The sequence below is a fragment of the Pseudomonas sp. K5002 genome (assembly GCF_013386655.1).
Classification (GTDB): Bacteria; Pseudomonadota; Gammaproteobacteria; order Pseudomonadales; family Pseudomonadaceae; genus Aquipseudomonas.
On the sequence record NZ_JACARK010000224.1, the window covers coordinates 1 to 5,022 of the forward strand.

The following is a 5,022-nucleotide window of genomic DNA, read 5'->3' on the forward strand; positions in this document are numbered from 1 at the left end:
CGAAGCAGGTTTCGGCGCTTGGCGAGCCGCTCAGCACCACACGGCCGCCCATCAGCAAGGTGCCCATGAACCCCGGGCAGCACATGGGAAAGTTATGGGCCATGGGCAGCGCGGCGAGGTACACCGTGGCGTCGGTCAGGCCGCAACGTTCGGCGCTGGTCCGCACGTTGTAGAGGTATTCATTGTGGCGACGCGGGATCAGTTTCGGCACGCCGGTGGAGCCACCGGACAACTGGAAACACGCGACGGCATCCGCGGGCGGCGCAGAAAAGGTTGGCTGCGGGTCGTCCAGATAAAGGTCTTCGAGCGCGATGAATTCTTCAGCCTCACCGGCCACGATCACCCACGCAAGGTCGCCATGGGCCGCCTTCAAGCCACGGGCCATGCCCCGATAATCAAAACCTGCCGTGACGTCAGCGCAGAGGTATGCCCTGGCCTGGGCAAACTCGCAGAAGCGGCCGATTTCCAGATGACGATGGGCCGGTAACGCAAAGATTGGCCGTACGCCGAGGCGATACAGGGCGAAGCACACTTCGACAAAACCCACGCAGTTCGGCAGTTGCACCACCACGTTGTCCCCTGCCACCAACCCCAGCCGGGAGAACCCGCCGGCCAGTTGATCGACCCGTTGATCCAGTTGGCGATAGCTCACCCGCAGCGTTCCATCGGTGATCGCTTCACGCTCGCCAAAGGTGCGGGCGGCGTTGCGTAGCAGGTCGCCAAAGGTCTCGTCGCGCCAATAGCCTGCGTCGCGATAGCGTTGGGCAAACGCTTCGGGCCAATCGGGGCAGTCGTCAATGATAGTCATGGGGTCTCCAGAGTTTTTTTCGGCAATAAGGGGCCGATGCCGTGAACAAAAGGCCTGCGGGGCAAGGGTGAAAAGGGCTAGGGAGAATGGGTCATTGAGCGGTTCATCCATGAGTCGCCAAGGGCTGCGGAAATGAGAGTGATTATTAATAGGCAAAAGCCGCAGCACGGCAACCGGCAGGACATTCGTTTGCGCGGCTTTTTCTTTTGATTGCGCTACAGCGTGAGTTTCTGCGGCCTGCAGCGATGAGGCGTGGTCCGGGCTTTCGGCTAAAGGATAATCATTCTTAATTACAGGTAAGAAATTTCCTGCTAGCGTATGCCCCTCTTTTCCGGTTCACAGGGAGTCCGCCATGCTCAGCCCACACGCTGCGCCGCTACCGACCCAAAGGGATTTCACCCTCAATTTTCCCAACACTTTGAACACGGGTGCCGCCACCGTCGTGCCGGAAATCACCCTGTCCGCCGGGACTGTGTTGATGGACAGCCAGATGTGGATGCAAGAGCCGCTGTGGCAAGGTTTGAAGATCATCCTGGTGCTCAGCGGCCAGCTCAATTGCCGGGTCGAAGGCCAGCAGGAAGTGGAGATTCGCGGGCCGACCCTGTGCGCCGTGGCCAACCAGGGTGAACATTGTGGCGATCACCTGTTCGCCAGTGGTGTGCCGGTGCGCTACACCACCGTGCAGCTGGATTTCCCGTCGATCCGCAGCGTCGGCCTTGAGCCTGAGCGCCTGCTGGATAAACGCGGCGGCGGGCCGATGATGTTCTGCCAGCCCGCGAGCAAACCGTTGCTCGCCCTTGCCCAACAGATTTTCACCTGCCCGTTGCAGGGCCCTGCCCGCTCCTTCTATCTGGGCGGCAAGGCCCTGGAGCTGACAGCGCTGGGGGTGGAGGGAATTCTCGCGCAAACCGAGTCGCGCCCGGTGCAGGACGCCCATTGCAACTCAGCGGACATCGAACGCATTCATGCCGCCCGCGACCTGTTGCTCGGTTCGTTGCAGGCTTCGCCGTCATTGGCCGAGCTGTCTCGCGCAGTCGGCCTCAACCCGCGCAAATTGACCGCGGGCTTTCGTCAGGTATTCGGCACCAGTGTCTATGTGTACTTGCAGGAACAGCGCCTGGCCGAAGCCTATCGCCTGCTCGCCAGCGGTGAGACCAATGTGTCCAGCGCCGCGTACCGCGTGGGTTACAGCCCGGCGCATTTCTCCACGGCGTTTCGCAAGCGTTTCGGGGTTTCGCCCAAGGCGTTGCGCTGACGGGTTGTGAAAGTTCCGCCCTGCCCCGCAAACGAAAGAAATGATCGCTCGACCCAAAGCAATAGCCCTGCGTCACAACGCCTGGATGAGATACGTTTGCATTCGCATTGAACACCTCATCATGGAGTGAAGCATGGGCACCCGCGTTCTGTACCGAGACACCCCAGGTTTGCTAATCGATACCGCAGTCCCGCACTTGAAAACCAGTCGCAAGCCCTTGGCAACCCTGATCCATGGCGTTGCCCTGGGCCTGTCGCTGACCCAGATGAACCTTGTGCAGGCCGCCGAGGCGGACACCGATCACGCCCTGGTGCTCGACAGCAGCGTGGTCACCGGGACCCAAGCCGACAGCCCCACCGGACAACAGGCCGGCTACGTGGCCAAGCGTAGCCTCAGCGGGACCAAGACCGACACCGCGCTCAATGAAATCCCCCAGTCGATCTCCGTAGTGACCCGCGACCAGATGGACGCGCAGCAAGTGCAATCGGTGAGCGAAGCGTTGCGCTACACGGCCGGCGTGCAGGCCAACACTACCGCCGCCAGCCAGCGCTTCGACAACCTCTCGATTCGCGGCTTCGACGTGACCAGCACCGGCATGTTGCGCGACGGCTTACGTGGCACCACCACCCAGGCCTGGCCAAAAGCCGAAGCCTATGGCCTGGAACGCATCGACGTGCTCAAGGGCCCGGCCTCGGTGTTGTTCGGCCAGAACGCACCGGGCGGTGTGGTCAACCAGATCAGCAAGCGGCCACTGGACCAGTCGTTCCATGAAGTGCAGCTCCAGGGCGGCAGTTTCGACCGCGCCCAGGGCCAGTTCGACTTCAGCGGGCCACTGGATGACCAGAGGCAATTCCTCTATCGGCTGGTGGGCCTGGAGCGCAGCAGCGGCACCCAGTTCGATCACATCAAGGACGACAAAACCTTCATCGCGCCGTCGTTTACCTGGCGGCCGAACGACGACACCAGCCTGACCGTACTGGCCGATTACTCGGAGGATGAATTCGGCGCGCCCCGGGTGTTCCTGCCGACGGTGGGCACGCTCAAGCAGAACCCGAATGGCAAGGTCAAACACAACGTCTTTCTCGACGAACCCGGCCTGGACAACGGCCGCACGCAATACTCGCTGGGCTACCTGTTGGAGCACCGGATCAACGATGTGTGGAGCCTGAATTCCAGCGCACGTTATGGCCACGTCAACCTGCTGACCAACACCGCCAGCGGCATGTCCCTGGCGCCGGACCTGCGCACCTTGAACCGGTCGGCCTACCGCTTCCGCATCGTCGGCGACGTGTACTCCCTGGACAACAATGCCCAGGCCCGCTGGAACCTTGGCGAGGTGCAGATGGTGTCGCTGCTGGGGGTCGATTACCGGCGCACCCGTGAAGACTATTACCTCAACGGCGGCGCGGCATCGTCGATCGACATCTACAACCCGGTGCACGGGGGTGTGTTCGCGCCGAACACCCCGTTCGCCAGCACCTTGCAGCGCGCCGACCAGACCGGGCTCTACGCCCAGCAGCAGATGACGTTCAACGACCGTTGGGTACTGACCGTCGGCGGTCGCCAGGATCATTCGAGTGCGCGCACCGACAACCGCCTGACCGACACCGGGCAGAAGCAGGACGACAACAAGTTCACCTACCGTGCAGGCCTCGTTTACCTGGCCGACAACGGCCTGTCGCCGTACATCAGCTACGCCACCTCGTTCGACCCGGTGCTCGGCACTGATTTCTACGGCACCAGCTTCAAACCGAGCACCGCCAAGCAGTCGGAAGTCGGCATCAAGTACCAGCCGCCCGGGATCGACAGCTACATCACCCTGTCGCTGTTCGACCTGACCCAGCAGAACGTCAAGACCACCGACCCGAGCAACCCGCTGAATAGCGTGCAGACCGGTGAGGTCAACGTGCGCGGCGTGGAGCTGGAAGGCAAGGCCAGCCTCGCCAAGGGCCTGGACCTGCTGGCAACCCTGACCTACAACGACGCCGAAGTCAGCAAGAGCAACAACCCGCTGGAAAAAGGCAACCGCCCCACCGACACCCCGGAAAAAATGGCGTCGTTGTGGGCTGACTACACCCTGCCCTTTGGCCCGCTCACCGGGCTCGGATTTGGCGTCGGCGTACGCTATATCGGTTCCACCGAGGCCGATGCTGCCAACACTGTGAGCGTGCCCTCCTACACCTTGCTCGACGCGGCGGTGCACTACGATTTCGACAAGCTGATCCCGGCGGCCAAGGGCCTGCGCCTGGCGGTGAATGCCACCAACCTGACCGACAAGCACTATTACGAAGGCTGCTCCCTCTCCAGCTGCAGTGCCGGGTATGACCGCAGTGTCATCGCCAGCCTGCGCTATCGCTGGTAACTGCCATGCGTGGGTGGTGGCTTCGTGTGCATCGATGGCTGGCGCTGAGCGTCGGCCTGCTGCTGGCGCTGATTGGCTTGAGCGGTGCGCTGCTGGAACTCAAGGGGCCGATCCTGCGCTGGGAGGTCGGCAGCCAGGCCTTGGACCTGGCTCCGGTTGAACACGGCGCACTGCTGGATGACGCGCAGTGGATCAGCGCGGCACTGGGTGCCTACCCGCAATTTCAGAAAGTCTTTGGCGCCGCAAAACCGCGCCAGGGTTTCCTGGAATCGGACAACGCGATCGTCTTCGGAGCCCTGGAGGATCGGCCCGGCATCGGCATTGCGATGATCGATCCCTACAGTGCCGAGCCACGGGCATTTTTTGTGTTCGATGACCTGTGGCTGGCGAAGCTGGTGGCGCTGCACCGGGCACTGCTGTTGCCGCCGCCCATTGGCGCCGTCGCCCTGTTTGCCTGTGGCCTGGTGCTGCTGGGCTCGGTGGGCAGCGGCCTGTACCTGTGGTGGCCGGGGCGGCGCAGCTGGTGGAAAGCCGCCAGCTTGCGCCCGGGCAGCCAGGGCCTGCGCCGCCTGCGGGAATGGCACAACGTCGCAGCCG

At 62.7% G+C, this 5,022-nt stretch carries 4 protein-coding genes; 3 read left to right on the top strand and 1 reads right to left on the bottom strand.

Annotated elements, in window-relative coordinates; genetic code table 11:
• On the bottom strand, positions 1-808 hold an 808-nt coding region (locus HX846_RS12225), incomplete at its 3' end, for an AMP-binding protein (protein ID WP_178965457.1).
• A 352-nt stretch (positions 809-1,160) separates the two neighbouring features.
• Here HX846_RS12225 and HX846_RS12230 point away from each other — a divergent pair.
• The 3 genes from HX846_RS12230 to HX846_RS12240 form a co-directional block, all read left to right on the top strand.
• Positions 1,161-2,063 (top strand): AraC family transcriptional regulator, encoded by a 903-nt coding sequence (locus tag HX846_RS12230; RefSeq protein WP_003218429.1) that lies wholly within the window; start codon positions 1,161-1,163, stop codon positions 2,061-2,063.
• Positions 2,064-2,196: 133 nt separating this feature from the next.
• The gene (locus HX846_RS12235; RefSeq protein WP_178965458.1) at positions 2,197-4,425 is read left to right on the top strand and encodes a TonB-dependent siderophore receptor; all 2,229 of its coding nucleotides are present in this window, start codon (positions 2,197-2,199) and stop codon (positions 4,423-4,425) included.
• Between the two features lie 5 nt (positions 4,426-4,430).
• Positions 4,431-5,022: PepSY-associated TM helix domain-containing protein (locus tag HX846_RS12240; RefSeq protein ID WP_178965459.1), on the top strand; the 592-nt coding region annotated here is incomplete at its 3' end.